The organism is Lutibacter maritimus (assembly GCF_900116115.1).
GTDB lineage: Bacteria > Bacteroidota > Bacteroidia > Flavobacteriales > Flavobacteriaceae > Lutibacter > Lutibacter maritimus.
Window position 1 is genome coordinate 223,328 of record NZ_FOZP01000003.1, and the last position, 26,619, is coordinate 249,946.

Sequence of the window (26,619 nt, forward strand, 5' to 3'; positions counted from 1 at the left end):
TTAATCAACCTCATTTTGTGATATTTATGACAAATATTTTTTATTATTTTATTATGCGTGCATAATATTTTTACGTACCTTTGATAAGATTTTTTAGAAATTTAAAAAGTAATAAAAGCACATCATGAAATTAAAAATAATAACACTTTTACTTATTGCTTTTACAATAAGTATTTACGGACAAGAGTTTGAGAAAGGAACTATTATAACTAAACATTACGATACTATTAAAGATGTTAAAATTGAAAAAATGAGCGATGCTAAAAGCATTCTTCATATAAATTATATTGATGCGAACGGAATGATGCAATCTCCAGACATTGAAACTATTAAATATTATAAGCGTGGAGAAGAACAATTTTGTAGAATTTACAATTCAGGAGAAATGATTTTGGCAAAAAAAGTTGCCTCTGGTGAAAAATTGAATTTATATTTAAGAGATAACTCATTTTATATTGAAAAAGTGTATGATGAATTAATTAAAGTACCATCATCAAGTAATAAATTTAAAAAGGTATTAAGTGATTTTTTAAGTGAATCGCCACAAATTGCTGATAAAATTAAATCACAAGAATTACAAGATATTGTAGAAATAGTGAACCTTTATAACAAAGGTTAATATTTTTGGTTTTAGTTAAAAAGCTCGAAAATCATTTATTTTCGAGCTTTTTTATGCAACTAATTCTATGTTTTGGGTATCTTTGAACTTCAACTATGTTAGTACCTCATGAAAAACACAATTAATTTCGTCCTAATTTTAATTTCTTTTATTTCAACCTCAAATGCTCAAAACTTCAAAAATAGATTTGAAACAATTGACGTACAAAATTATAAACTTGCAATTGAAGTAAGCGATACAACAAATCGTATTACAGCATCTATGAACATTGCTCTAAAATTTAAAAAAAATTCAACAGAATTTATTTTAGATTTTATAAAAAAAGATAGTACTGGAAAAGGTATGCTTATAAATTCAATATATGAAAATGATAAAACCGCAACGTATTTACATGAAAATAATCAATTAAAAATTTATCCAAACGCAACAAATACAGATAGTATTTTTAATTATACCATAACTTATGAAGGAATCCCAAAAGACGGCTTAATAATTTGTAATAATTTGTACGGTGATAGAACTTTTTTTGGAGATAATTGGCCCAACAGAGCCCAAAATTGGTTTCCTTGTGTAGATCATCCGTCAGATAAAGCAACTATTGAGTACATTATAACTGCACCAAATCACTACCAAGCAATTGCCAATGGTTTTGAAGTGGAAGAAACAAATCTTGATAACAATTTAAAACAATACAATTATAAAACAAACGTTCCGCTTCCCACAAAAGTTATGGTAATTGGTATTGCAAAATTTGCCGTGCAAAACATTGGCGAAACACATGATATTCCGGTTTCAACTTGGGTATATCCACAAACAAAAGAAAAGGGTTTTTACGATTTTTCAACGGCAAAAGAAGTGCTCAATTTCTTTATTGAAAATATAGGAGAATATCCTTTTGAAAAATTAGCAAACGTACAATCTAAAACGCGTTTTGGCGGCATGGAAAATGCCGGAAATATTTTTTACTTTGAAAAATCTGTTACCGGAAATAGAGAACATGAAGATTTAATTGCTCACGAAATTGCACACCAGTGGTTTGGAAATTCCGCATCAGAATTAGATTGGCCACACATTTGGTTAAGTGAAGGTTTTGCAACGTATTTTACCAATTTATACATTCAAAAAAGTTTAGGTGAAGAAGCACTTCAAAAACGTTTATCAGAAGAAAAAGCTAAAGTTATTGCGTTTCACAAATACCAACAAACACCAATTATCGATTATACTTCAACTAATTTAATGAGCATTTTAAACCCAAATTCTTACCAAAAAGGAAGCTGGTTTTTGCGTATGCTTCATCATAAATTAGGCGATGAAACATTTTGGAAAGGCATTCAATTATATTATCAAACCTATAAATTTAAAAATGCTACAACTGATGATTTTAGAAATACTATGGAAACTGTTTCCAATAGTAATTTAGAAGATTTTTTCCATAATTGGCTTGGTCAATCAGGGCATCCAACTTTAAAACCAAGTTGGATTTATCATAAAAATAAGCTACGATTAATTATTGACCAAGTTCAAGAAAGTAATTTTACATTTCCTTTAGATATTGCTCTTTTATATAAAGATGGCACTTCTGAAATTAAAACGATACAAGTCAACACGAAATTTGCACCACACGAAATTGAAACCAATGGAGAGGTTATTGATATAAAACTTGATCCAAATAATTATTTATTATTTGAAATAATTAAAGACTAAATATGATTTGTACGCTTTGTAATACGGGAACTATTTTTTTTGAGAATATTCATTTAAAAACGTATTACAATTGCCCAAATTGTAAAGGAATTCTTATGAATCCTGCAAATTTTGTTTCAACATCAGAAGAAATTACACGTTACAAAACTCACAATAACGATGTGTACGATATAGGCTATCAAAATTTTGTGAAACCAATTGTAAATAGTGTTTTATTAGATTTTAGCCCAACAAATCAAGGTTTAGATTTTGGTTGTGGAACAGGACCCGTAATTACAAAATTATTGCGTGATAAAAACTATAACATTACCACTTATGATCCTTTTTTTGATAATAATTTAGCTGCATTAAAAACCACTTATAATTTTATAGTTTGTTGCGAAGTTATTGAGCACTTTCACAACCCTTTTAAAGAATTTAAATTATTAAAATCGATATTAAAACCCAATGGTAAGTTGTATTGTATGACAGATATTTACAACGAAACTATCAACTTTAAAAACTGGTATTATAAAAACGATGAAACTCACGTATTTTTTTACCATAAACATACTTTTGATTGGATTAAAAACAATTTTGGCTTTTCAAAAGTAACAGTTAAAAACCGATTAATTATTTTTGAAAACTAGTATAAATTTCAATTTATTACTAACAATCAAATTATGTGTGTTTTAACACTTATATTTGCAAAAAAAACAAACAATGACTTTTTCAGATTTAAACTTAAACCGCTTTTTATTAAATGCCTTAGATGACCTTGGTTTAAAAACACCAACGCCTATTCAAGAAAAAGCCTTTTCGGTTATTATGAGCAGTAAAGACGTTGTTGGAATTGCACAAACTGGAACCGGTAAAACCTATGCTTATTTACTACCAATTTTAAGGCAATTAACATATTCCGATCAAAAATTTCCACGTGTTTTAATTATAGTACCAACCAGAGAATTGGTTGTGCAAGTTGTGCAAGAAATTGAAAACTTAACACCATATATAAATGTTAGATATGCCGGCATTTATGGAGGAACTAACATAAACAATGATAAACAACTTGTTTTTAAAGGTTTAGATATTTTAGTTGCAACACCAGGAAGATTGTTAGATTTAGCTTTAGATGGTATTTTAAAACTAAAATCTATTCAAAAACTTGTAATTGATGAAGTTGATGAAATGTTAAACTTAGGTTTTTTACCGCAACTTACAACGCTACTAGATTTACTTCCTAAAAAACGTCAGAATATTTTATTCTCGGCAACGTTAACAAAAGAAGTAGATGATTTGTTGGAAGATTTTTTTAAATCGCCTATTAAAATTGAAGTTGGAGCCAGCGGAAGTCCATTAGATACTATTAAACAACTTGCATACCCAGTTCCAAATTTTAATACCAAAGTAAACTTTTTAATTTCGCTTTTAATTGATAAAGAAACTTTTAAAAAAGTTTTAGTGTTTGTTAAAAACAAAAAACAAGCCAATATTTTACACGCCGAATTAGATATTGCATTGCCAAATCAGGCGCAAGTTATACATTCTAATAAAACTCAAAATTACAGATTACGTTCAGTAGAAAACTTCGAAAAAAATAAATTCCCAGTTTTAATTGCAACTGATATTGTGGCGCGTGGAATTGATTTATCTGACGTAAGCCATGTTATTAATATCAATATTCCTAAAAAACCAGAAAATTATATTCATAGAATTGGTAGAACAGGTAGAGCAGAACAAGAAGGAACCTCTATTTCATTTTTTACAGAAGAGGAAGCTGAATATTTAGGTGAAATTGAATTATTAATGAACAGAGAAATTGATGTGTTTGACCTTCCCGATTCTGTTGAAATTTCAGAAGAATTAATAGATGAAGAAATTCCAAGAGATCCTCAAGAAATTAATAATGACGCACGAAACAAATCAACAGAATTAGGTTCTGGTTTTCATGAAAAGAAAGAAAAAAATAAAAAAATAAATTTAGGTGGCTCTTATAGAAGAGAGATTGCAAAAAAGTACAAAAAGCCAAAAACTCGTGGACCAAAAAGAAAATAATGAACTAAATTATTTGTAATTTTAGTTCAAAATTTTTTATGTTATTCGATATTCAAAAATTGCAAGAAGTAAATGCTCAAATTGATGCCATTATTGAAAAAATGGAAGCTTTTGAAAACATTTACAAATCGCAAATAGAAAATGTACATCTTAACTATACATACAGCGCAAAAAATTTAATTCATTATTTGGCATTTAGAAGTTTTGACAATACACCATTTCAAAAAAATTTAAACGATTTAGGCTTACCCACATCTGTAAATACTGAAAGTAGTATTTTACATACAATGCTTATTTACAGAACGTTAGTAAATCATTTATTAAAAATTGATGATACTATTCCTAAAAAATCATTTTTAACAAACAAAGAAAGCAAGCAACTTCTAAAAAAAAATACCAACGCTTTATTTGGTGAAAAACCATTAAATAGACGTACCAGAATTTTAGTTACACAACCAACAACAGCCGCTGAAAGTCCTGTTTTTTCTGAAAATTTAATAAACGCCGGAATGAATTGTGCTCGTGTAAATTGTGCACATGATAATGAAGTAACCTGGAAAAAAATTATTGAAAATATAAGACAAGTAAATCCAACTTGTAAAATAATGATGGATTTGGGTGGACCAAAGTTACGAACTGGAAAAATGAAACCAGGCCATAAAGTAATACACATTAAACCAAAACGAAACTCATTAGGACAATTAATTGCTCCAGCAAAAATTTGGTTAGCTCCTTATGGAATGCTTCCTCCTAAAGATTCGCAAGTTGATGCCATTATTACCGTAAATAAAAAATGGCTTAAAAAAACCAAAAAAGGTTCCTATTTTACTTTTACTGATTCTCGCGATAAAAAATGTAAAATAACCATTCAAGATAAAGAAGGTTTTGGCAGATGGGCAACTTGTAAAGATTCTGCTTTTGTAACTACCGGTATGCAGTTAACCGTATTTCTTCAAAAAAAATCTACTTCAGAAATACATACGGTTCATGAATTATTACCGCTTGAAGAAATTATTTATTTATTTGAAGGAGATACTTTAAAATTAAACAAAGAACCAATTTTAGGAGAACCTGCAACATATAATGACCAAGGAAATTTGGTTGATTTTGCCCATATTTCTTGTACGTTACCACAATTATTCTCTAAAGTAAAAAAAGGCGAATTAATTTATTTTGATGATGGTAAAATTGAAGGTGTAATTGATGAAATTCACTCAGATTATTTATTAATTAAAATTACCAACGCAAAAACTACGGGCGGGAAACTTAGAGCCGATAAAGGAATAAATTTACCCGATAGCGACTTAGGAATTTGTGGTTTAACTGAAAAAGACAAAATTGATTTAAAATTTATAGCAAAATATGCAGATGCAGTTAACTTTTCGTTTGTAAACAACAAACAAGATGTTGAAGATTTAATACAAGAATTAAAAAAATTAAAAGCATCTATTGGTATTATTTTAAAAATTGAAACTCAAAAATCATTTGAAAACTTACCTAGTATTTTGCTAAAAGCAATGGAAAATTACCCAATTGGAGTAATGATAGCACGTGGCGATTTGGCTATTGAAACAGGCTGGAAAAATTTTGCTATTATACAAGAAGAAATTTTAAGCATTTGTGAAGCCGCTCATATTCCGGATATTTGGGCAACGCAAGTATTGGAAAATTTAGCAAAAAAAGGAATTCCAACAAGAGCAGAAATAACTGATGCTGCAATGTCTCAACGTGCAGAATGCGTAATGCTTAATAAAGGTCCGTATATTGAAAAAGCTGTAAAAATGTTGGATAAAATTTTGAGTAAAATGCAACAAATTCAGAAAAAAAGAATTGCATTATTACCACAACTAAAGTTTACAGAAAACTTATAAAACAAAAAACCCTTAAAGAAATTTTAAGGGTTTATTATAGCTATTTTTAAGAAAATTATTTATAAACTTCTTTTACAAAATTTTCATAATTTACTTCTTTTACTTTAAAAGTAATGTTCTCTTTGTAGAACGTTAATAATTTTTGACCCATTAATTGCTCTTGTAAACGCTTAGCTTCGTCTTGGTTGCTTAAAACCCTTTGTACAATATCTTCTAAATCTTTTTCTTCAGGATTTAATTGTCCGTATTGAGCCATTTGCGCTTTTACAAAACCTTTTGTAAAGTCTTGTAACTCTTTAAAATCTATTTGTAAGTTATTATCTTTTATAACTTTTCCTTCAATTAATTGGTAACGTAAACCTTTTTCAGATTTATCAAACTCTTCAGCAGCTTGTTCAGCACTCATTGGTTTTTCACCAGCAACAGCTAACCATTTTTTTAAGAATTCAGCAGGTAAATCAAACTTAGTATTTTCAACTAAATATTCAGTTACTGCGTTTAATAATTGTTGATCCGCTTGTTGTTGAAATTGCTTTTCAGCATCTTCTTTAATTTTTTCTTTTAACTCTTCAACTGATTTTACTACATCAGGTCCAAAAATTTTATCGAATAATTCTTGATTTACTTCAGCAAGTTCAGTAACGTTAATTTCTTCAATTGTAAAAGTTAAAGGAATTTCCAATCCGTGAACTTCATCGTGTCCTAAACCTAAAGCACCCATTAATTTATGATCATCATCAAAAAGTCCTTTGCTTTCTAACGCAACAACATCCCCAACTTTTTTACCAATAAATTTCTTTTGGTTTACTTTTCCTTTGATGTCTTCTAAAGAAATAGTAGATTTTTTATCAATCCCTTTTTCTTCATTTGCAAAAGAACCAGCAATATTTACACCTTCTTCAACAACTTCTTTTGTCACTAATTTACCAAAACGTTTTTGAAGGTTTTCAACTTCTTTATTTAACAATTCTTCGTCAGCTACAATATTATATTGTGTAATTTTATTTTTTCCACTTAAATCTACATCAAAATCAGGAGCTAAACCTAACTCAAATTCAAAAGCATAATCTTCTGCATCCCAGTTAAAATCGTCTTGCATTTTTGGTAATGGATTTCCTAAAATGTCTAATTTCTCTTCTACCAAGAAATTATTTAATGATTCTTGTAATAATTTGTTTACCTCATCAATCATTATAGATTTTCCATATTGTTTTTTAACCAATCCCATTGGAACTTGTCCTTTTCTAAATCCAGGAATATTGGCTTTCTGACGGTAATCTTTTAAAATTTTATCTACTTTATCTTGGTAATCAGCAGCCGAAATTTCTACCTTCACAACTGCATTTAATGCATCAATACTTTCTTTTGTAATATTCATTTTATGCTATTTTACTTAAAATCATTAAAAATTGGGTGCAAAAGTACTATAATTTATACACTTTTCAAATATTTAATTCATTCAAACTCAACTATTTTTTATCATCTTCATTTAAAAATGAATAGAGTATAGATTGCAGTATTGATAATAAGATGCTAAATAAAAGTGCTGTCCAAAACCCTGCAACCTCAAATCCATCAACAAAATAACTTGCTAATAAAATTATGATGGCATTTATTACCAATAAAAATAAGCCCAAAGTTAAAATGGTGGCTGGCAATGTTAAGATTATTAAAATGGGTTTTACCGTAATTCTTAAAAAAGCAAGTACAATAGCTAAAAACAAAGCACTTACAAAATTAGTAACGGTAACTCCTGGTAAAAAATTTGCTATTACAACTACCGCAACAGCAGTTAAAAGCATTCTTAAGATAGTTTTCATTATATTCATTTATAATTATAAACTATAAACTTAACTATAATTATGCCATTTTGCTAATTAGTTTAAAAAAGAAATCACTTCACTATAAAACTGTGTTGGATTTTCAGCATGAAGCCAATGTCCTGCATTTTTGACAGTTACTATTTTTGCATTTGCAAAATGTGCGTTTATTAACGGAATTTCTTCTGAAGTGATATAATTAGAATTTTCACCTTTTAAAAATAATGTTGGTCCATCAAAATGCGTAAATGATGGTAAGGCTTCGCCTACTTCACTGTTATTTACGGTTAAACTATGTAAATTAAAACGAAAAGCTAACGTTTGTTTATTTTTTCTGAAGACATTTTTTAACATAAATTGCAACACACCTTCATCTTTCATATAAATTCTTAAAGCTTCCTCTACTTTGCTTCTGGTATTATGCAATGAAAAATTAACTGAATTTAATGCAGCTAAAATTGATTGATGATGTGGCTCGTAATATTTTGGGCTGATATCAGCAATGATTAGTTTATCAACCAATTCTGGATACGTAACAGCAAATAACATCGCTACTTTTCCACCCATTGAGTGGCCTAACAATAGTACTTTTTCTAATTTATAATGTTGAATATAAGCATACAAATCTTCAGCTAAAAGTTCATAATCAAAATAATCGGAATGAAAACTTCTACCGTGATTGCGCTGATCTATTAAGTGAACTTCATAATTTTCAGAAAACTGATTTCCCAACGTTTTCCAATTATCACTCATTCCAAAATAGCCGTGCAAAATTAAAAATGGATGACCTTTTCCTAAAATTGTTGAATGTAATAATTGCATGTACTTGCTAATTTTTGAGTTTCAAAAAAAGAGATTCCTGCCTTGGCAGGAATGACAATTTTTATTTAGAACTTAATCTATATTTATACATATTCACCACATTTTCTAATCCTAAATATAATGATTCAGAAATTAAAGCATGTCCAATAGAAACTTCTAATAAATTGGGAACATTTTCTGCAAAAAACTGAATATTATCCAAACTTAAATCGTGTCCCGCATTAATACCTAAACCAAGTTGTGTAGCTAAAATGGCGCTTTTTGTAAACGGCTCAATAGCTTTTTTGTTACCTAAAGCAAATTGTGTAGCGTATTCTTCGGTGTATAATTCAATTCTATCGGCTCCTGTAGTTGCAGCTGCTTCAATAAGTTTGCTGTTTGTATCAATAAAAATAGAAGTTCTAATACCTTTTAACTTAAATTCTGCAATGATTTCTTTTAAAAACGATTGATGTGTAATAGTATCCCAACCAGCATTAGACGTAACTGCATCAACTGCATCTGGCACTAAAGTAACTTGTGTTGGACGAATGGCTAACACCATTTCCATAAATTTTGGAATTGGATTTCCTTCAATATTAAATTCTGTGGTAACCACTTTTTTTAAATCGTAGGCATCTTGATATCTAATATGACGTTCATCGGGTCTTGGGTGAATAGTAATTCCTTCAGCACCAAAACTTTCAATATCACAAGCAACTTTTACCACATTTGGAAAATCTCCTCCACGTGAATTCCTTAAAGTTGCAATTTTATTTACATTTACGCTTAACTTTGTCATTTTTAATACCTTTTATGAAATGAGTTGGCAAATTTACGAACTAAGAATATGTTTTTGGTTTTATTTTTGATTAATTTGTACTATAATACAAAACTAAATGGAAACTACCCCATATATTTTAAATGATTTAAAAGCCTTTTCTCTTGAAAATACAATTGAAGAAGCAAAGCTATTGTTTGATGAAACCTCATTTTCACATTTTCCAGTTTTACAAAACAATCAATTGATTGGTTTAATTTCTGAAGAATCTATTAAAGACCTTGAAGAAAATGAGAAAGAAATTGGCTATTTTCAATATTTATTTAGCCATTTTCATATTCAAAAAAACAGTAACTTGTTAGATGTTTTAGGTGTTTTTGCTAGTAATAATACTAATTTAATTCCTGTAACTGATAACAACGACTATGTTGGTTATTATGAAATTAATGATATTCTTCAACTAATTAATGACACTCCGTTTTTAAAAAGCGAAGGTGTTGTAATATTGTTAGAAAAAGAAACTGGCGGCTATTCATTTAGTGAAATTTGTCAAATAGTTGAGTCTAACAATGCAAAAATTGTTGGTTTGTTTGTGTCGGAATCTAGCGCAACTACTGTAAAAATTACAGTAAAAATTAATTCAAATGAAATTAATGAAATATTACAATCATTTAGACGCTATAATTACACCATTCTTTCCTCTCATAAAGAAGATTTTTTTATAGAAGACTTAAAAGAAAGATCTAATTATTTACAAAAATATTTAAACATATAGCTATGAAGGTAGCCATTTATGGGCAATATTATAAGCCTGAAGACAAAGAATATCTTAAAGAACTTTTTCTGCTTTTAGAAAAAAATTCTATTGAGTATATTATAGAAAATCATTACTATACAGGCTTAAAAAAAGAAATTGATTTAAAAAATGTTGTTACCTTTTCTTCACACAAAGATTTAAATGAATCATTTAATTTTATGATTACCATTGGTGGTGATGGAACTATTTTAAGAGCTGTAACTTATATACGAAACTCCAACATACCAATTGTTGGTATTAATACAGGACGTTTAGGCTTTTTAGCCACTGTTCAAAAAGATGAAATAAACAATGCTATTGAGCAACTTTTAAGTAAAAACTACAAAATTAAAGAACGCTCTTTATTAAGCGTTACTACCAATCCACCAATAAAAAGCTTAAAATCATTAAATTTTGCTTTAAATGAAGTTTCGGTAAGTCGTAAAAATACCGCATCTATGATTACCATTGAAACCTTAATCGATGAAGAATATTTAAATTCATATTGGTCTGATGGATTAATCATTTGTACTCCAACTGGCTCTACGGGTTATTCATTAAGTTGTGGCGGACCAATAATAACGCCGCAAGCAAAAAGTTTTGCAATAACACCAATTGCTCCGCACAATTTAAATGCACGGCCAATGGTTGTTCCTGATGAAACAACAATTTCATTAAAAATTAGCGGACGTGAAGATGAATTTTTTTTATCGCTTGATTCTAGAATAGTTTCGGTAAATAATGCTACTGAAGTGTGTATTAAAAAAGCTGCTTTTAGCTTAAAAATGATTCAAATTAACAATCAAACCTTTATAAAAACATTACGCGAAAAATTATTATGGGGACAAGATACCCGTAACTAAATTAATATTAGCACTAAGTTATACCACAATAAAGTAACGTTTATGTTGTTAATCAAAAAAGACATTGTATAACTTCAATAAGCAAATAGATTTATTTATATTTGCACGCTAAAATATTTATGAAAAAAATAATTATCTTTTTTATACTCAGCTGTATAACTATTACATCTAAGGCGCAACTTTACGAAGCAGGAATATTTGTAGGTGGCAGCAATTATATTGGAGATATAGGTTCAGAATATTATATTAAGCCAAATAGTTTAATGGGAGGTGTTATTTTTAAGTGGAATTCAAATTCGCGTGTAGCTTTTAGAGGGACTTTTACCTATGCTCAAATAAAGGCTGATGACAAAGATGCTACCAACAGAGCTCGTTACTACAGAGGTATTGGTTTTACAAACACCATAAAAGAATTAGCAGTTGGTTTAGAATTTAATTACTTTGAATACGACTTAAGTGATTTTAGAAAAACTCATACACCATACATCCTTTTAGAATTAGCTGCGTTTAACTACAGCATAGTTACCAAAGAAACCGGAGTAGAACAATATGAATATAGTTCAAATACCTCTTTTGCTATTCCTTTTGGTTTAGGCTATAAAACTAAATTAGGCGGTGGCTTTGCTATAGCAGCTGAAGTAAGAGCCAGATATACATTTGTTAACGATATAGATTATAATAATAACAATATAAACTCATTAACATTTGGAAATCCAAATAGTAATGATTGGTACGTTTTAAGTGGTATTTCTTTAGTGTACACTTTTGGAAGACCCCCTTGTTATGTGACGCCTTATTAATGGAAAATTTAAAATTAAAAATACAAGAGCACAATGTTCCAAACCACATAGCCATTATTATGGATGGCAATGGAAGATGGGCGAAACAAAAAGGACAACCACGCGTTTTTGGACATAAAAATGGTGTAGATTCTGTTAGAGATGTTATTGAAGGCTGTGCTGAAATTGGAATTAAATTTTTAACACTGTATGCTTTTTCTACGGAAAATTGGAACCGTCCAAAAATAGAAGTTAAAACTTTAATGTCTTTACTAGTTTCATCACTAAAAAAAGAACTAAAAACACTTCAAAAAAACAATATTAAACTCAATACAATCGGAAACTTAAATGACCTTCCCAAAGGCGCTCAAAAAGAGCTACTTGAAGTTATTGAAAAAACTAAAAATAATACAACTTTAACATTAACGTTAGCCCTTAGCTATGGGTCGCGCCATGAAATTGTTAATGTTATCAAAAATATATCAAAAAAAGTTGTTAATAATGAGATGACGATTGAAGAAATTAATGAAAATATTATTAATAATCATTTATATACGTTTTCTTTGCCTGATGTTGATTTTATGATCCGCACAAGTGGAGAAAAAAGAATCAGCAATTTTTTATTATGGCAAATAGCCTACGCAGAATTGTATTTTACAAATACGCTTTGGCCAGATTTTAGAAAAGAAAACCTTTTCAACGCCGTAATAGAGTATCAAAATAGAGAAAGACGATTTGGTAAAACAAGTGAACAAATTGAAAAAATCAATGAACAAAATTAAAATAGCCCTTTTACTTTTTACAATTATTACATCCGTTAATATAGCAGTCTCACAAGAAGTTGAGAATACCATTGTAAAAAATGTTGAAATTAAAAACGACTCAATTAAGCGAGATTCCATTTTACCAATCAAAAATACAGCACCTTTTCTAAAAGATAATTCATACGAATTAGGTGGTATTACAGTAACAGGTTTACGCAAATTTGAAGAAGAAACAGTAAAAGTTTATACAGGTTTACTTGTTGGACAGGAAATAAAATTACCTGGAGACAAACTTACAAGCGCCATTAAAAAATTGTATGAAACCAAACAATTTAGCAATGTTGATGTATACATTTCTAAAATTGATGGCAACACAGCTTATTTAGAGTTTGAAGTTGAAGAACTACCGCAATTAAACAACATAAAAATAACAGGCGTAAAAGAAAGCAAAGCAAAAGAATTACAAAAAGATGCTGAACTAAAAAAAGGCGCTATGGTAACAGACAATTTAATTGTTACCACAACAAATTATTTTAAAAAGAAATACCAAGAAAAAGGATTCTTAAAAACAAAAGTAACTTTAGATACGAAACCAGATACCTCATCGGTAAATACAGTAAATATGTTAGTTCATATTGACAAAGGTGAAAAAGTAAAAATTAAAAATATCACCTTTACTGGTAACGAAGCTTTCTCTGATAAAAAATTAAGAAAATCACTTAAAAAAACAAAAAAAGCAGTTCTTGGTAGGTTTTGGAAAACATCCAAATATATTGAATCTAACTTTCAAGAAGACTTAGAGAAACTAATTGAAACGTATAGCGAAAAGGGTCATAGAGATGCACGTGTTGTTGACCATACAATGACTTGGAACGATGACAATACTTTAAACTTAAATATTGAAGTTGAAGAAGGTAAAAAATATATTTTTGGTGATATTAAATTCTTAGGAAACAGCAAATATACTGATGAACAATTACAAAGAATTTTACGAATTGAAAAAGGTGACACCTACAACGGTAAAATTTTAAAAGAACGTGTTACTGGAGATGGATCACCAGACTCTGAAGACATAGCAACAGTATACCAAAATAATGGATACTTATTTTCTAGAGTAATGCCCGTTGAAACAAGAGTAAATAACGATTCAATTGATGTTGAAATTCGTATTTATGAAGACCAACAAACAAAAATTAAAAAAGTTACTGTAAATGGAAACGACAGAACCAATGACCATGTAATTTACAGAGAAATTAGAACTAAACCTGGGTATTTATATAGCAAATCCGATATTATTAGAACCATTAGAGAAATAGGGCAATTAGGCTTTTTTGATGCCGAATCTATTACTCCAGATATTCAACCAAATTATAGTGATAAAACTGTTGATATAGATTATACTGTTGCTGAAAAAGGTTCAAGTCAAATTGAATTACAAGGTGGTTACGGAGGTGGATCATTTATTGGAACACTTGGCTTGTCCTTCAACAACTTTTCAACAAGAAATATTTTCAACAGAAAAGCATACAAACCTTTACCAATGGGTGACGGACAAACTTTATCATTACGTTTACAAAAAAGCAGGTATTATACAACCTCAAGTTTTTCATTTATGGAGCCTTGGCTAGGTGGCAAAAAACCTAAATCATTATCATTCTCTATCTACAATTCAAAACAGTTTAGATATGACTATTACTCTAATAAAGTTGATAAAGACCAACGTTTAAACATTATTGGAGCATCAGTTGGCTTAGGACAGCGTTTACAATGGCCAGACAACTATTTTACATTGTCTCAAAGTGTCAGTTACCAATTGTATGACCTAAAAGAATATGGAATGCGTATTGGTAACTTAACGTTAAGTAATGGTAATTTAAATAATTTAGCATATAACATATCGTTAGGAAGAAACTCTGCAGGCCCAAACCCAATTTTCCCAAAATCAGGTTCTGAATTTACCATTGGAGCTAAACTTACCATTCCTTATTCATTATTAAATGAAAAAGATTATACCAATATGGAACTAGCCGAAAAATATAAATGGCTAGAGTATTACAAAGCTTTTTTTAAAGGAAAATGGTATACTGCATTAACCAAAGATTTAGTGATAATGACCAATGCTGAATTTGGGTTTTTAGGAAATTATAATAAAAAATTAGGCGATTCTCCTTTTGAACGTTACTTTGTTGGTGGAGATGGAATGGCATCTTATCAATTAGATGGTAGAGAAACCATTGCATTAAGAGGTTATGAAAATGGTAGACTTTCATCTATTGATGGTGGTACTGTTTATAATAAATTCCAACTAGAATTAAGATATCCAATAACATTAAAACCATCAGCATCAATTTATGCTTTAGGATTTCTTGAAGCGGGTAACTCTTATGATGGGTTTAAGAATTTCAATCCTTTCCAAATGAAAAGATCAGCAGGGCTTGGTTTAAGAATATTTATGCCTGCCTTTGGTTTATTAGGTATTGATTTTGCTCACGGATTTGATGCATTACCTGGAACAACTGTAAAATCTGGATGGCAAACACACTTCATTATAGGACAACAATTTTAATGTAAAACAGTTATATTTGTATATGAATAATAAATTGGCACGATTTTTTCTAAATACATTATAGTTATGACAAAAAATGTTCTTTTACTTGCTTTTCTAATTTTAAGCCTAAATTCAATAGCCCAAAAAGCACAACGAATTGGATATATAGATATGGAGTATATTTTACAAAATATACCAGACTATAATGAAGCTCAAAATAAAATAAATGCAAAAGCCATCACTTGGCAAAATAACATTGCGTTGCAACAAAAGGAAATTGAAGATTTAAAAACAGAATTAAATAACGAAAAAGCATTATTAACAAAAGAACTAATTGTTGAAAAAGAAGAAGACATTCAAATTAAAGAAACTGAATTAAAAAAATTACAAGAAACCTATTTTGGTAGCAATGGTGATTTATTTTTTTTAAGACAGCAGTTAGTACAACCTATTCAGGATTTAGTTTATAACGCTGTTCAAGACATCGCATCAAAACGTAATTATGATTTTATTTTTGATAAATCAAGCGATTTAATTATGTTATTTTCAAACAAACAATACGATGTTAGTGAACTTGTAATTAGCAGTATTACCAGAACTGAAAAATTAAATGAAGTAAAAGCTAAAAGAGAAGCCTTAACAAATAAAGAATCAGCAACTGTTACAAATGATGATGGCGCTACTGAAAATGCACTTTCTGAAAGGGAACAAAAAAGAGCTGAATTACAACAAAAACTAGAAGAAAAAAAAGCCGAACAACTTAAAAAAAGAGAAGCTTTAAAGAAAGCTATAGAAGATAAAAGATTACAAAGAATAAAAGAAATAGAAGAGGCTAAAAAAGCCAAAGAAGCAAAAAAAGAGAATAATTAATTTAAACATCAAGCAAAAAAATGAAAAATTTTAAAACTTTATTACTAATTGCAATAGTAACTTTAGGGTTAAACACAGTACAAGCACAAACAAAAGTTGCTCATATTAATACTGATTTACTATTAAGTTTAATGCCAGAAACAAAAGTATTAAATGCTGATTTAGAAAAACTAAGCAAAACATACGAAAACGAACTAAAAGCCGAAAGTGATAAATTTACAGCTAAATTAAAAAAATATGAAGCTGAAGTAAATTCACAAACTGATGAAGTAAACCAACAAAGAGGTGCTGAAGTTGAACAAGATCGTCAAAATCTTTACCAAGCTTCTCAAGTTGCAAGAGAAGAAATTGCTAAAAAAAGAGATGAGCAATTAAAGCCAATTTTAGACAAAGCTAAAAAAGCTATTGAAGATGTGGCTAAAGAACAAGGTTTTGTATATGTATTAGACGCTTCAAGTTTAATTGTTGCTAACGGTACAGATTTATTACCTGCAGTAAAAGCTAAATTAGGAATTAAATAAATCTATGATTTATATCTTATAAAACTAAATCCCGCTATTTTGCGGGATTTTTTTTACATTTATATTTTACTAAAAATTAGGCATTCGTGAACACTCAACCCATAGGTTTATTTGATTCTGGTATTGGAGGTACATCTATTTGGAAAGAAGTTATAAAATTACTTCCTAATGAAAACACTTTGTATTTAGCAGATAGTAAAAACGCACCATACGGAGAAAAAACTTCCGATGAAATAATTGCTTTATCAGTTAAAAATACCGAATACTTATTATCTAAAGGTTGTAAATTAATTATTGTAGCCTGCAATACTGCAACAACTAATGCAATAGATTATTTAAGAGCTACATACAACGTTCCTTTTATTGGCATTGAACCAGCCATTAAACCTGCAGCACTATTCAGTAAAACAGGTGCTATTGGAATATTAGCCACCAAAGGCACATTAAGTAGTAAACTGTTTGAAAAAACAGCAAATGAATACACTAAAAACATTACAAAAATAGAGCAAGATGGTGAAGGTTTAGTTCCTTTAATTGAAGCTGGCAAAATAAATTCACCGCAATTAATTAATTTACTTACAACCTATTTAAAACCTATGCTAAATTTTAATATAGATCATTTAGTATTGGGCTGCACACATTATCCCTATCTAATTCCTCAAATACAAAAAATTTTAGGCGAACAGGTTAAAATTATAGACTCTGGCGAAGCAGTTGCAAAACAAACAAAAGCCATATTAGAAAAAAATAATTTGTTAAATACCCTATCTAAATCAGCAACAAAACAACCAACACATCAATTATTTAGCAATATAAATATAAATATTTTAGCGCAGTTGATTAAAGACGTTCCGGTACAATACACCGTTGAGAAACTAGACTTTTAATTTCAGTGTATATTACTTAAAATTTAGGGTCTAATACTCCACTCTTTTGTTAGTTTTTTTCCTTTCGTAATAAAGCCAAATTCCACCAATTGAAATTACCATAGCAATTACAGATAATATAGAGCCTTCAAATCCAAAAGCACCTCCGTTTAATAGCGTATTTTCAGAAATACTAAACTCTATTAATGAATACGAATCTTGTCCGCTTACGTTAAATCCTAAAATTGTTTGAAATAAATTCCAGCTTAAGTGCAATGCTATAGGAAACCATAAATTTTTGGTATGGATGTATGACATGCCTAATAAAATACCTGCTAAAAAAATATTGGTCATACTAAACAAATCAATATTAGGATTAAATCCGTGCATTAATGCAAAAATAACTGATGATGTTACAAGCGCAATATATTTATTAAATGAAAGCATTAAATTTCTTAAAATATAGCCTCTTAAAAGTATTTCTTCCATAAAGGCAACTATGGTAAACAAAATAACTGAAAGTATAATTTCTTTAAAATTAAATACGGTTTTTACATATATTATTTCATTTAAATACAGTAAAATAAAATATCCTAAAATCATTATTACTGCGCCAAGTACAATACCAAAAATAAAGTCAGTTAATCTATTTTTTGTTTGAAAACCTAGATTTACAAATTTTTCTTTATCTAAATATTTTATAAAAATCCAAATTACAAGTAACGTTCCAATTAATGAGAAAAGTGACATTATAACGTGTTGTTCTGAGCTTTTTTGAAAATTAGGATCCATTATATCAGCTCCTGCAACTATAGTTCCGACATATTGGAAGATTCCAACAATAAAAATGTAAGGTAAAATAATCAGTAATACTCTTTGCCAACCTCTATGCTTGTTTTCCATTTTAATAGTCATTTTTTAACAATTTTAAACGGACATATCTAGTAACACCCAATTGACCGCAGCATCCATTGTTGAAAAAGGTTTAATATTTAATTCTCTTTCTTGCTCATGACCTAAAATTGGAAAAATTATAGTTTTAGGATTATCAGCAATTACAGCAATTTTAATGTTTTTTATATATTTCATACTTTTCATATAGTTTAGTAGCAATGTAAAACTTTCCAAATCCATCATAAGTTCACAACCTTGCAAATTATTTATTAACCCTTTGGTACTATCATTAATAAGTTGATGTTTATACAAATATTTCCAAGATTCTATAATATCGTTAGCCACAACCTTTCCAACAAAATTTCTAATTAAAATAGCTTCTGGATACAAACTATGCTTTTCATAAGTAATATTCATATAAGCGCTGCCTTATTATTTTAAATAATTAAAATTTTATGATATTTAATTAAGCTATAAACAATTAGTTTTTATAACGTTTTACATTAAAAAAACCGATGCTTATTTAATCTTAAATATACATAAATTTTAATAATGTTAGAAGAGTGCGCGCTATTATTAATTACTACCTAATTTTTATATTTGATAATAGCACATCCATGTATTTTTTATTTTTATATCCTTTTAATTTATAAGGTTAAATAAGTTCATCTTGTATAGTTCAACTTTTTTTAACCATCCTATTCGATTGTATTTTTTACCCCTCAAGGTTTTATGTAAATAAATATTTAATATACAAAAGAGGTTATGGTTTAAACCATAACCTCTTTATAGTTAAATTTAATATAGTTGTTTGCTAGAAACAAACTATACTTTCTTATCAGAAATATTTTAATCAATCATCATCGTTCTCTGAATGATTACTTTTTAGATTTTCATCGCCACCTTGATTGATATTACTAACTGTTCTAATTTCAGAGTGTCTTATTTGTCCTCCTAAATTACCTACCTGAGCAAATAAACCAAATGTAACTATTGAAACAATTAAAGTAATTAAAGTTAGTGTTTTTGAAAATGATACTTTTTTTAAAATTGCAACTAAACTAATTAATGATAAAACTCCTAATAAACCCATAACCCAAATTGCTTTTTCGGCAAGTTCTTCGTGGTTTTCAATTAATTGTTCTGAAACTCCTGCTATATTTTCAACAGTTTCTGCTGCTTCTTCTCCTGTAAGAAAAACTGGAATTGTTAATAAAGCCATAACTATAAAAGTTACTAGTGCTACTTTTTGAATTTCTATTTTTTTTAAAATTTGACCATATATCAAAATTCCAATTCCTATAATTGTTCCCACTATAGGGAAGTGTGTTAATATTAAATGAAGATGTGTTGCATCCATAATTTTAAATTTTTATTGTTACTAATTTATATCTTGAATTCATTGGTTATAAGAGCAGGAGGGCCTCTTACACCATGCTGTGTAACAATAAATAATGTATAAATATTAGATTTTAAATTTTTATAAACTTTTTTGTTTACAATTTTTGAGGTATTAAAATATGTTATAGCAATCGCTAGATGTTGGTTCTCAACTTTAATTTTCTTATCAATGTTATATTGAGCAAAAACTAAAGAATCTAAATTTTCATCGTTGCTTTCGTGAAATATTAATCTTAAAACACCATAAATGGAGTGCGAATTAGAATGAAGCTTACGATGTTCTTTTAAACCCAAATCCTCCGAATGTGGATGCGGAATGATTGTGTGAAGTAAAATCACAAGCAAAGCACTATGAAACAATATATTTCTAAAAATTTTATGCATTCATTTTTACTTAAAAAAAACTATAAAATTACTTTTAAACAACGCTTCATTTAAAACATATTATTACACATTTACACCAAATAAATACCCAACTAAAGCAGTCAACCCCATTGCAATAGTTCCCCAAAATGTTATTCTAACAATTGCTTTTCTTAAACTTGAGCCACCTGTTTTAGCAGCTAATGAACCTAAAATGATAAGAAAGAAGAGTGCAAATCCATAAAGTGAATATTCCATACCTTTTAATGGTAAAAAAAGAGCAACTAAAAGTGGCAGAGCACCACCAAAAGTAAATGCAGCACCTGATGCAAAAGCTGCTTGAATTGGTTGTGCCTGACTTATTTCATTTAGTCCTAATTCATCTCTTATGTGCGCACCCAAAGCATCTTTTTCGGTTAATTCTTTAGCTACAGTAAGTGCAGTTTCTTTTTTTAAACCTCTTTTTTCATAAATTTCTGCCAAACGTTGTAGTTCTAATTCTGGCATTTCTATTAACTCTTGTTTTTCTCTTTCAATATCAGCTTTTTCAATATCTGTTTGAGAGCTTACGGAAACATATTCACCCGCAGCCATAGATAATGCACCAGCAACTAACCCTGCTAAAGTTGTAAAAACAATTAATTCTCTACTATCACTTGCTGCGGCAACACCAATTGCAAGACTTGAAGTTGATAAAATTCCATCATTTGCGCCAAGCACAGCTGCTCTTAACCAATTACTTCTATGAATGTAATGATTATCTAAATAATTATCTGCTAAGTCTTCCATCTTTTATATCTATTTATCTAACTTAAACTTCTTGTTTTTATTGCTATTTAAATTTATTATTTAAACCCTTTTTTAATTATTTTTTCGCAATGTTTTTAGTAAGCACCTTAATCTTTTTCATCTTTAATACCTACGGGTGTATTCATCCAATAGTTGTTTTCACCAGAAAATTTTGAAATACAACTATTAAATAAAGGATTATTACCCAAATAACAACTATCCTTAAATTGTATTTTATCATTGTATTCCTGTACAAATAATTCTCGGTATTGGTAGTATTCTAATAGCTTTTTTTGATTGATACGATTTCCATCAATATCTTTAAAGTTACTTGTATTTATACTACATTCAATCTCTATATAATTCTTTTTATTGTTAAAGTTAATAACCACAGTACTATCTTTTACTAAAATACTTTCGGTTTTTAATCGATTACCATCACCTAAAAAAACATAAAAATCTTTATTATTAACGGAGTTTTCATCCACTAGTTTATTCATTTTAAATTCAACATACGAATTATGAACTTCCCTTTTTAAAATTTTAAAGTATAGAGAGTCTTTTTCATCAATAACATTAAATAGATTATTGAAAGAGAGGTATTTTAACCGCATAGTAGAATGCGTTTGTTGCGTGTAACCATATTCAATTTTAAAATTGAATATTTCTTTGTTTGTAGTGCTATTTAAGCAAGTGTAACTAATTTTATGTATAGAATAATCTTTTGGTTGAATAAAAATTTCTCCCGAAGCTGTAACTAAACCGCGTTCAATGTATGGTTTTGTAGTAAATTTAATTTTAAAGAGTAGTAAATCATTATTATAAACGGGTTCAATTTTTGAGAAATTATGATTTTCTAGGAAATTTTTCGAAAACACATTTATAAATGAAAATGAGTTTGATTTGTAATTTCTTATAGGATCGTGCGCCAAAAGAATAAATAATTCATTTCCACCTTGGTTGGGTAAATATGCATTTGGAATAAACTTATTTGGATTTTCATAATTAGGTGCATCTATCGTATCGTATAGCAAAAAAAGATTGTTTCTTACAAAACTAGAATCGGTTTTATAATTTAATAATCTAAAATCATTTAACACATCATCGGTAGTAAATCCATTATCATAGGTATGAATTATAGCTTCATTTAAATTTAAATATTCTTTGTCTTTTTTTTGATAATCTCTATAATACGACACATGAGAAAAAGGAGTTATAGCATAGTTGTTAGGAATGTTTTCAATTGCTTTTTTAATTAGTTTTTTAGCATTTATTTTTTTGTATCTATTGGAGTTGTTGCGGGTGTTATTTTTATTATTTAAACCACTTATTTGTACTTCTTTTAATTGTATTACAGCCGGATTTAAATAAAAATTATTAACGTTTTTAGCACTTAATTCACTGTATTTAATAAGTTTTTGATCGTACCCAATGCAAGAAATTTTTAGCGTATCTGATAAAAATTTTGGATTGATATTAATTTTAAAATCGCCTTCTTCATTGGCAATAATTCCCAATTTATTTTGATTAAGTGTTATAAATGAAAATGGAATTGGTAACTGGGTTTTTGAATCAAAAACTTTTCCTTGAATATACACTGTAGATTGCCCAAACAAATTCACCGAAATAGTAAAGTAAATTAAAATTACAATTAATATATGTTTAGTTGTGATGGGTATCATTTATACAAAACCATTAGTGTATGCTACTTCAAATTTAAGCATAACTTTTTACAAGTTGTTGTTAAAATGTGTCAATAAATTATAAATGTAATGTTCTTTAGTTATTTTTTATCTCTTGTTCAACTAATGCAATAGTAGCGTCAACTTTGGTTAATATTTCGGTGAGTTGTTGCATTAAAAGATCATTATTAAAACTTGCTAAAGTAAATCCATTTTTAATCCGTTTACTTTTAAGAGCTATTTCAACATCCTCCATAGATAATTCAATATTTTTATTTAAAATGATTTAATATAATTGTGCCTTCAAATTCTTCAAAGACTTTTTTAAGGGTATAATCTCTGTGATCAGCACCTACTAAAAAAATCATTTTCTTTCCATGGTTACTTTTAATTATTTCCAAAATATTTTCAGCAATCATTTCATCTCTTTTTTTATAAAAGTCAGCTAAGGGTTTAAACTCTGTGTTATTTAAGAGTAATTTTAATTGCTCATAATAAATATGATTCATCAAATCATATTTTCCATCATTTAATTCCGTAAGAGAGGCGCTTACGACAAGTTTATTCTTTTCCTGTTGAATTACATTTGTTATAGATAGTTGCTGTTGCATACTACTATCGGCAGCCAATTTAAGTTGTAATTTTTTAATAGTACTTTTTTCTTTCCAGTAGTTTTCAGGTATTGCTTTACCAGCTATAGCATCACCCAACCAATCAAAACCAACTACTTTCTTTGAAGCATACTTAGTTATACATTCGTACATCTCAAAAGGGTAATTACTTTTTAGATATAAAACAGTACTATCAATATCTTCTTTTCTTATTTCAACCCCAATTATATCCGGATTATATGTTTCAATAAATGTAAAAAGCGAATCATACGAATAATTCGGATTGACTTTATGTGCTCCATGAATGGTACTAATTATCAATACTTCACTTTTTTTGGTTTGTGCCATTACGGAAATGACTGCAAGTGTTGCTAATGTAAATAGTAGTATAGTCTTTGTTTTCATGCATTTCTTTGTTAAAAATTTTATTCAAAAGATACCATAAATAACAACTCCTATTAGGTTTGGTTTATTGAAATTACAAATGGAATTTTTTTACAAATTTATCTATTGCTTTTGCTAAATCCTCTTTATTTTCTATGAATGGAACGTGACCTACTTTACTCTTCCATAATAGCATATTAGGAAATAAAACGCCTTTATAATGGTTAGGACCAATAGTCCAATCATTTTCACCATAAAAAAATAATACCGGCATTTTAATATCTGGAGTGTATTTTTTAAAATTAGTCATGTAATCTTTGTGAGAGAGACCGATACTACCGAAATCATTATTCCAATTAGGGATTTCGTTAAAAGTTGCATTCATTAACGTTTCATTATCTTTATTTTCATAGGCTAATTTCCACGTTAAATCTTTTTCATTGAGCAATGGAAAAATGCGGTTCAGTTTATCGTGTATATCAATAGTATCATTTTTAAAATAAGACACATCTTTTAAACTAAGAACTTCACAAGCTTTAGGTATCCAACTCTCATTAATGCTCTGTGTAAGATCTAGCGAGCAATTAAACATCATTATCCCATTTATAGATTCTGGATGCTCTTTTGCGTAGCCTGTTACCATTGTGCCTGAAAAAGAGTGTCCCATAATAATCCAATTTTCAAATCCCAAAAATTTTCTAATTTCTTCAAAATCTTGAATCATTCTATCCATACTATAATTACCATCAGCTGGGCTGCTTGAACGACTAACACCTCTTAGGTCAAGATAAATCATGGTAAAACGTTTTTCTAAGATGTCACCAGAAAATTTTTCCATCCAATAACTTCCAGAACCAGGTCCGCCGTGAATATAAAGGCAAGGATTGCCTTTTCCTTTAACTTTTACATATAAGTGTACGCTATCAGAGGTGGTAAAATTGTATTCTTGAGCTTTACTAGTTAGTGTAAATAAAGTCAATGAAATTAATATAAGTAGTTTATTCATTCCTAAAATTTGTTTAAGTCTATATTATTTTTATCAATTTATTACAGCATAGACGATAAACCCAGGAGTTTTGTTACACGTGTTTTAAGTTGATCAATCAACTCAAATTTAAAATTATTTTTGTTGTTTGCAAACCGCTTTAAGCAATGGTATTTAAGAGTTGTTATCTGTGTAAATAATAACAATATCATTTATCATTCACGTTGTTAATAACAAGATTTGAAAGCGCTTTTTAAATGATTTGCACTTAATTAATCTTCTAATTCAACTATTAAAATTCAGTTTTTAATAGCTTTAATGGATATTAAAAGTGCTAATAACTGTGTTTTAAATCTATTAAAATCTGTAAGTTATTTTAACTTTTCCTTTAGTTGCTTTATAAGGATCGAAAGTTATATATTCTGGTGCTCCACCATAATAGTCACTTCTAATTTCCTTTTTAAAATCACCTGTTAAATAATAATAGTAGTCTTTTGAATCATCTGCTTTACTTGGACTTATTCTAATTGTATCATTTGAAGTTCCTTCAATTTTAATATAATAAACAACATAAGATTTATTAGGAATAGGTATTAAGCTATCTACAAATTTTTCATTAAAATTATCAATTGTAATTTTTTTACTATCCGTTGAATTTCCACATGAAATTAGCAATAGTGTTATTGTAATTAATTGAATGTAAGTCTTTTTCATTTTGGTAGTTTTTATTTTAGTATCAATTTTATATTCTGGTAAAATATATGGTTCCAAGGAATAAGAAAACGCTATTATTTAACAGTTCTGAAAGTTCCTAAAACGGTAGCTAACAGCAATAATCCAAGTCCAATTCCTATGAATGAACCTTTCATTAAATCAGGTAATACAATATAGTAAGAAAGTACTTGAGAAATGGCAATTACAAACATTCCCATTGCTAATAAAATCAATGCTTTTCTTTTCGTGATTTTCATCATTTTAAATACGTTTTTAATTATTGGTAGCTGAATTTTGATAGTTGTTACAGCGATGCCTACAAATTTTAGCAACTTGTTGGAGTATCATTTCATTAAATGTTTCATTAAATACTTACCAAATAAAAAATGCTATCGAGTTTATCATAAGCAAACGAACCTCAACAAATAATTATACAAGCTGTAGTAACCAGTACTTATTCAAATTTAGAACTTAAAAATGCATCCAGCATTTGCTGTTCAATTGTTTTATCTACAGCAGTAATATTCATTGTGAATTCCTTTTTATCAAATAAACGGCTAAAACCGATAGTTTTCATTTTTATTCCATTAGGATACTCTATGGAAACGTCAAATCGATAAAACTCTAATCCGCTTACATTTTGAATAGATGAAACTGAATCGAGTTTTGCATCAGGTATTTGGTTTTCATACGTTTGATATAACATCTTGTTTATTTCAGCATAAGTATCCAAGTATGCTCCGTCAATTTCAACATCAAAAGGTTGCCAATTTGCTTCAAAGTTGTTATACTGTCCATTTTTATAGGTAAATAGGGTTACAGCGTTATTTTCTACCTTTTCATCAAAGGTATTTTCAATAGCATTTATTCCTTTATTTAGGGTTTTGTTCCATTCTTCTTTATTTATTGGTTCAAAATTTTCCGGAATGCTTACCGTCCAATTAAACTCTTCTATTTTTAAAGTTTCTGAATCACTGTTACAACTCAAAAAGGTGATTATCAATAATAAGTAAACTATTTTTTGTGTTTTCATTTTTTGTATTGGTTAGAACTTGTTTGTGTATAATTTTGTTAGATGTTTACGCAACTAATATATTGAATATTAACCAAATATAAAATGCTAATGGATTTTTGTAAGCAAACTAACATCGGTAATTAA

The 26,619-nt window shown here is 28.6% G+C and carries 29 protein-coding genes; 13 read left to right on the forward strand and 16 right to left on the reverse strand.

Going from position 1 to position 26,619, the window contains the following annotated elements; all coding sequences use genetic code 11:
* Nucleotides 1-124: 124 nt before the first annotated feature.
* The 5 genes from BM335_RS06515 (at nucleotide 125) to BM335_RS06535 (ending at nucleotide 6,228) form a co-directional block, all read left to right on the forward strand.
* Nucleotides 125-619: a hypothetical protein gene (locus tag BM335_RS06515; RefSeq protein ID WP_090224504.1), complete on the forward strand. Its 495-nt coding sequence runs from the start codon at nucleotides 125-127 to the stop codon at nucleotides 617-619.
* Nucleotides 620-727: 108 nt separating this feature from the next.
* Entirely contained in the window at nucleotides 728-2,323 is a 1,596-nt protein-coding gene (locus BM335_RS06520; protein WP_090224506.1) for a M1 family metallopeptidase, read from the forward strand.
* 2 nt (nucleotides 2,324-2,325) lie between these two features.
* Complete coding sequence (locus BM335_RS06525; protein ID WP_090224508.1) at nucleotides 2,326-2,952, forward strand: class I SAM-dependent methyltransferase; 627 nt, start codon at nucleotides 2,326-2,328, stop codon at nucleotides 2,950-2,952.
* 73 nt (nucleotides 2,953-3,025) lie between these two features.
* On the forward strand, nucleotides 3,026-4,357 hold the full coding sequence (locus tag BM335_RS06530; protein ID WP_090224511.1) for a DEAD/DEAH box helicase: 1,332 nt from the start codon (nucleotides 3,026-3,028) through the stop codon (nucleotides 4,355-4,357).
* A 38-nt stretch (nucleotides 4,358-4,395) separates the two neighbouring features.
* The gene (locus tag BM335_RS06535) at nucleotides 4,396-6,228 is read left to right on the forward strand and encodes a pyruvate kinase (protein WP_090224514.1); all 1,833 of its coding nucleotides are present in this window, start codon (nucleotides 4,396-4,398) and stop codon (nucleotides 6,226-6,228) included.
* A gap of 55 nt (nucleotides 6,229-6,283) precedes the next feature.
* On the opposite strand, the gene tig is transcribed toward BM335_RS06535, so the two are convergent.
* From tig to BM335_RS06555, 4 genes are all read right to left on the reverse strand, one after another.
* A complete protein-coding gene (gene tig, locus BM335_RS06540) occupies nucleotides 6,284-7,606 on the reverse strand; it encodes a trigger factor (protein ID WP_090224517.1) in 1,323 nt (440 codons plus the stop codon).
* A 91-nt stretch (nucleotides 7,607-7,697) separates the two neighbouring features.
* Complete coding sequence (locus tag BM335_RS06545) at nucleotides 7,698-8,048, reverse strand: phage holin family protein (protein ID WP_090224520.1); 351 nt, start codon at nucleotides 8,046-8,048, stop codon at nucleotides 7,698-7,700.
* 57 nt (nucleotides 8,049-8,105) lie between these two features.
* On the reverse strand, nucleotides 8,106-8,870 hold the full coding sequence (locus BM335_RS06550; RefSeq protein ID WP_090224522.1) for an alpha/beta fold hydrolase: 765 nt from the start codon (nucleotides 8,868-8,870) through the stop codon (nucleotides 8,106-8,108).
* 61 nt (nucleotides 8,871-8,931) lie between these two features.
* Nucleotides 8,932-9,651, reverse strand: coding sequence for a pyridoxine 5'-phosphate synthase (locus tag BM335_RS06555; protein ID WP_090224524.1), 720 nt, complete (start codon nucleotides 9,649-9,651; stop codon nucleotides 8,932-8,934).
* 97 nt (nucleotides 9,652-9,748) lie between these two features.
* Here BM335_RS06555 and BM335_RS06560 point away from each other — a divergent pair, with 97 nt between their 5' ends.
* The 8 genes from BM335_RS06560 to murI all read left to right on the forward strand — a co-directional run bounded on the left by BM335_RS06560 (nucleotide 9,749) and on the right by murI (nucleotide 17,658).
* On the forward strand, nucleotides 9,749-10,405 hold the full coding sequence (locus BM335_RS06560) for a CBS domain-containing protein (RefSeq protein WP_090224527.1): 657 nt from the start codon (nucleotides 9,749-9,751) through the stop codon (nucleotides 10,403-10,405).
* A 2-nt stretch (nucleotides 10,406-10,407) separates the two neighbouring features.
* Nucleotides 10,408-11,289, forward strand: a complete 882-nt coding sequence (locus BM335_RS06565; protein WP_090224529.1) for an NAD kinase — start codon at nucleotides 10,408-10,410, stop codon at nucleotides 11,287-11,289.
* A 119-nt stretch (nucleotides 11,290-11,408) separates the two neighbouring features.
* The gene (porG, locus tag BM335_RS06570) at nucleotides 11,409-12,089 is read left to right on the forward strand and encodes a type IX secretion system protein PorG (protein ID WP_090224531.1); all 681 of its coding nucleotides are present in this window, start codon (nucleotides 11,409-11,411) and stop codon (nucleotides 12,087-12,089) included.
* Nucleotides 12,089-12,850 (forward strand): isoprenyl transferase, encoded by a 762-nt coding sequence (locus BM335_RS06575; protein ID WP_090224534.1) that lies wholly within the window; start codon nucleotides 12,089-12,091, stop codon nucleotides 12,848-12,850. Before porG ends, BM335_RS06575 begins: the two co-directional genes overlap by 1 nt.
* The gene (gene bamA, locus BM335_RS06580) at nucleotides 12,837-15,398 is read left to right on the forward strand and encodes an outer membrane protein assembly factor BamA (protein WP_090224537.1); all 2,562 of its coding nucleotides are present in this window, start codon (nucleotides 12,837-12,839) and stop codon (nucleotides 15,396-15,398) included. The genes BM335_RS06575 and bamA overlap by 14 nt, the downstream gene beginning before the upstream one ends.
* Nucleotides 15,399-15,464: 66 nt before the next feature.
* Entirely contained in the window at nucleotides 15,465-16,250 is a 786-nt protein-coding gene (locus BM335_RS06585; RefSeq protein WP_090224539.1) for an OmpH/Skp family outer membrane protein, read from the forward strand.
* Nucleotides 16,251-16,270: 20 nt separating this feature from the next.
* Nucleotides 16,271-16,771: an OmpH/Skp family outer membrane protein gene (locus tag BM335_RS06590; RefSeq protein ID WP_090224541.1), complete on the forward strand. Its 501-nt coding sequence runs from the start codon at nucleotides 16,271-16,273 to the stop codon at nucleotides 16,769-16,771.
* 86 nt (nucleotides 16,772-16,857) lie between these two features.
* Nucleotides 16,858-17,658, forward strand: a complete 801-nt coding sequence (murI, locus tag BM335_RS06595; RefSeq protein ID WP_090224544.1) for a glutamate racemase — start codon at nucleotides 16,858-16,860, stop codon at nucleotides 17,656-17,658.
* 30 nt (nucleotides 17,659-17,688) lie between these two features.
* Here the strand turns inward: murI and BM335_RS06600 are convergent, their stop codons facing one another.
* The 12 genes from BM335_RS06600 to BM335_RS06650 form a co-directional block, all read right to left on the reverse strand.
* Nucleotides 17,689-18,552, reverse strand: a complete 864-nt coding sequence (locus tag BM335_RS06600) for a CPBP family intramembrane glutamic endopeptidase (protein WP_245780622.1) — start codon at nucleotides 18,550-18,552, stop codon at nucleotides 17,689-17,691.
* A 12-nt stretch (nucleotides 18,553-18,564) separates the two neighbouring features.
* The gene (locus tag BM335_RS06605; protein ID WP_090224547.1) at nucleotides 18,565-18,948 is read right to left on the reverse strand and encodes a hypothetical protein; all 384 of its coding nucleotides are present in this window, start codon (nucleotides 18,946-18,948) and stop codon (nucleotides 18,565-18,567) included.
* 436 nt (nucleotides 18,949-19,384) lie between these two features.
* The gene (locus BM335_RS06610; RefSeq protein ID WP_090224550.1) at nucleotides 19,385-19,891 is read right to left on the reverse strand and encodes a hypothetical protein; all 507 of its coding nucleotides are present in this window, start codon (nucleotides 19,889-19,891) and stop codon (nucleotides 19,385-19,387) included.
* Nucleotides 19,892-19,917: 26 nt separating this feature from the next.
* The gene (locus tag BM335_RS06615) at nucleotides 19,918-20,271 is read right to left on the reverse strand and encodes a hypothetical protein (RefSeq protein ID WP_143102387.1); all 354 of its coding nucleotides are present in this window, start codon (nucleotides 20,269-20,271) and stop codon (nucleotides 19,918-19,920) included.
* 108 nt (nucleotides 20,272-20,379) lie between these two features.
* Complete coding sequence (locus BM335_RS06620; RefSeq protein ID WP_090224555.1) at nucleotides 20,380-21,084, reverse strand: VIT1/CCC1 transporter family protein; 705 nt, start codon at nucleotides 21,082-21,084, stop codon at nucleotides 20,380-20,382.
* 107 nt (nucleotides 21,085-21,191) lie between these two features.
* Nucleotides 21,192-22,766 (reverse strand): carboxypeptidase-like regulatory domain-containing protein, encoded by a 1,575-nt coding sequence (locus tag BM335_RS06625; protein WP_090224557.1) that lies wholly within the window; start codon nucleotides 22,764-22,766, stop codon nucleotides 21,192-21,194.
* Nucleotides 22,767-22,863: 97 nt separating this feature from the next.
* Complete coding sequence (locus BM335_RS15710; RefSeq protein ID WP_177219171.1) at nucleotides 22,864-23,022, reverse strand: hypothetical protein; 159 nt, start codon at nucleotides 23,020-23,022, stop codon at nucleotides 22,864-22,866.
* Between the two features lie 16 nt (nucleotides 23,023-23,038).
* Nucleotides 23,039-23,782 carry a hypothetical protein gene (locus tag BM335_RS06630; RefSeq protein ID WP_090224560.1) on the reverse strand — a complete coding sequence of 248 codons (744 nt, stop codon included), beginning with the start codon at nucleotides 23,780-23,782 and terminating at the stop codon, nucleotides 23,039-23,041.
* A gap of 73 nt (nucleotides 23,783-23,855) precedes the next feature.
* Nucleotides 23,856-24,767 carry an alpha/beta fold hydrolase gene (locus tag BM335_RS06635; RefSeq protein ID WP_090224562.1) on the reverse strand — a complete coding sequence of 304 codons (912 nt, stop codon included), beginning with the start codon at nucleotides 24,765-24,767 and terminating at the stop codon, nucleotides 23,856-23,858.
* 336 nt (nucleotides 24,768-25,103) lie between these two features.
* Nucleotides 25,104-25,460: a hypothetical protein gene (locus BM335_RS06640; RefSeq protein ID WP_143102388.1), complete on the reverse strand. Its 357-nt coding sequence runs from the start codon at nucleotides 25,458-25,460 to the stop codon at nucleotides 25,104-25,106.
* 74 nt (nucleotides 25,461-25,534) lie between these two features.
* Nucleotides 25,535-25,720 carry a hypothetical protein gene (locus tag BM335_RS06645; protein WP_143102389.1) on the reverse strand — a complete coding sequence of 62 codons (186 nt, stop codon included), beginning with the start codon at nucleotides 25,718-25,720 and terminating at the stop codon, nucleotides 25,535-25,537.
* A gap of 194 nt (nucleotides 25,721-25,914) precedes the next feature.
* On the reverse strand, nucleotides 25,915-26,493 hold the full coding sequence (locus BM335_RS06650; RefSeq protein WP_090224570.1) for a hypothetical protein: 579 nt from the start codon (nucleotides 26,491-26,493) through the stop codon (nucleotides 25,915-25,917).
* Between the last annotated feature and the right edge of the window lie 126 nt (nucleotides 26,494-26,619).